The organism is Nonomuraea sp. bgisy101 (assembly GCF_057708945.1).
The window spans coordinates 1-2,295 of the sequence record NZ_JBYITD010000100.1; the positions used below are offsets into that span (position 1 = coordinate 1).

General features: G+C 72.0%; 3 protein-coding genes. 1 reads left to right on the forward strand and 2 read right to left on the reverse strand.

The features are described from left to right. Together AC3EO4_RS55585 and AC3EO4_RS55590 are read right to left on the reverse strand one after the other, a co-directional pair. A partial coding sequence (locus AC3EO4_RS55585) for a serine/threonine protein kinase (RefSeq protein WP_431904965.1) occupies positions 1-1,079 on the reverse strand: 1,079 nt, incomplete at its 3' end. A gap of 52 nt (positions 1,080-1,131) precedes the next feature. After that, a complete protein-coding gene (locus AC3EO4_RS55590; protein WP_431904966.1) occupies positions 1,132-1,665 on the reverse strand; it encodes a hypothetical protein in 534 nt (177 codons plus the stop codon). A 172-nt stretch (positions 1,666-1,837) separates the two neighbouring features. Between AC3EO4_RS55590 and AC3EO4_RS55595 the strand changes: the two genes are divergently transcribed. Beyond that, a partial coding sequence (locus tag AC3EO4_RS55595) for a helix-turn-helix domain-containing protein (protein ID WP_431904968.1) occupies positions 1,838-2,295 on the forward strand: 458 nt, incomplete at its 3' end.

The window sequence follows — 2,295 nt, forward strand, 5'->3', positions numbered from 1 at the left end:
GCCGGGCCCGTCCCACGGGGTGAAGGGGCACCGACTGGAGCCGCAGGCCCGTTCCCGCCGGCGTTCCCCGGGGAGAACGCCGGCGGGTACACCAGGAGCAGCGAGGAGATCACGACGGCGACGGGGATCACCGCCAGGGGCTTCTTCCACCACGGACGGGTGGTGCCGGGCGGACGGGTGACCGAGGCCCGGACGCCCGGGTCCGGGGGAGCGGCAGTGCCGCGTGGCGCTCCGAGGCCGTCAGGGACAGGACCGCGCGAGAGCGACTCGCGCAGGCCGAGGCGGACGTCGGCGGTCGACAGGCCGGGGTTGTCGTGGAGGAGCCGGGACAGCAGGGCGGCGGCCGTGGGACGGGCGGCGGGGTCCTTGGCGAGGCAGTCGCGAAGGAGCGGAAGCAGTCCGGAGGGGACGCCGGTCAGGTCGGGTTCGGCGGTCAGGACGGCGTGCATGAGCGCCGGCATGGCGGCGCCGGGGAACGCCTGCCGTCCCGTGCTCGCGAAGATCATGGTGAGGGCCCAGCTGAACAGGTCGGTGGCCGGGGTCGGCTCGCGTTGCTCGAACTGCTCGGGGGACATGTACGCCGGAGTGCCCATGGCGTTGCGGGTGAGCAGGTGGCCGGTGGCGCTGGCGATCCCGAAGTCGATCACGACGGGGCCCTCGGGCCCCATGATGACGTTGGACGGCTTGAGGTCGCGATGGACGACCCCGGCACGGTGGATGGCCACGAGGGCCGCCAGGGTGGCGACGGCCAGGCGGTCGAGGCCGCTGCCGGTACGCGGGCCGTCCGTCCTGACCAGCGAGTGCAGGGAGGGGCCGGGGACGTACTCGCTGACGAGGTAGGGCCGGCCGCTGTCCACCCCGGTGTGCAGCACCCTGGCCGTGCAGAACGGCGCCACCCGGCGCGCGGCGGCGGCTTCGCGTTCGAAGTGCCGCAGCGCGTCGGGGTCCCCGGCCATCGAGTCGAGCAGCACCTTGATGGCCACCCGCCCGCCGTCCGCTCCCACACCCAGGTGGACGACGGCCTGGCCGCCCGAGCCGAGCGTGCCGGCCACCACGTACTCGCCGTACTTCTCCGTCACTGTCCTTGTCCTTACGTGGCCGCGCGGCGGGGGGTGGGGGCTGGGCTCAGCCTCAGCAGAAGATCGCGCTGTTCGCGTTCCCGGCGAACTGCCTGCGGCTCGAGTCGGTGAAAACCACGCGCCCCCAGGCCCGGATGCACTGGCTGCCGGCGATGAGGGTGGCGCCGTTGGTCCGGACGAAGCCCCGCTTCACGTGGCTCTCGGCGTTGACCCGGTAGTGGTAGCCGCCGGTGTCGAGGTGGTCCTGGTAGTCACGGCACTCGGCGACGGAGCGCCCGCACACCCAGATCGAGACCGACATGAACTTGGCATAGTCCTCGGCCGCGAGGCTGGTGTTGGTGAAGGCGCACACGCGGCTGCCGTTGCGGTAGACGTGCAGGAACGCGCCCTTCATCCGCGCGCCCCCGCTCGTGGCGGTGATCTCGGTGCGGCCGATGCGCTCACCGGCGCAGGGCAGACCCTGCGTGGCCACCTGGGTCGCGGCCTGGGTCGCGGCCTGGGCGGCGGGGGCGTGGACGACAGACCCGGCCAGAGCGAGCCCCGCGGTCAGAGCCACCGTCGTGGCCAGGCGTGCGAAAGCAGACATCGTGGACATGAGGGTCCTTTCTGGGGGGGAGCGGATGAGATGATGGCGATCATGGATGGTGATCGTCCCGGACCGATGCTGCCCTAGGCGGTAGGCCTTCGACACCCCCTGCAAGCTGCGGAAACAAAGCAGCAACAACCGCAACAACTGCACAGCGACAGCGGAGGAGACCATGGCGCGAGGTGGACGCAAGGATCACCCGATCGATCGGGAAGAGGGTCCGGTCGCTGAGTTCGTCGACGATCTGCGGCGGTTACGCGGCACGCTGACTCTGGAGGAGCTGGGGCGCCGGATGCGGTACCACCCCAGCACGCTCTCGCGGCGGCTCACGCCGAAGGAGTTGCCTCCGCAGGAGTTCGTGGACGCCTACGTGCGGGCCTGCGAGCACGATCCGGAGCCGTGGCTCGAACGCCGGCGGGAACTCGGCGAACAGCCCGCCGAGACCCAGCCGGACGACTCCGCGGAGCCTCAGCCGGACACGCCTGCCGTGGCGTCGCCGGCGCCGGTCGCCCCCTGGTGGAAGCGGCCCCTTTACCTGGCTCCCGCCGCTGCCGTGATCGCCGTTCTGTTGCTCTCCTACTCGCTGTTCACGCCGTCGGAGAGCGGGACCGGCCCGGCGGCCGCGCTGCT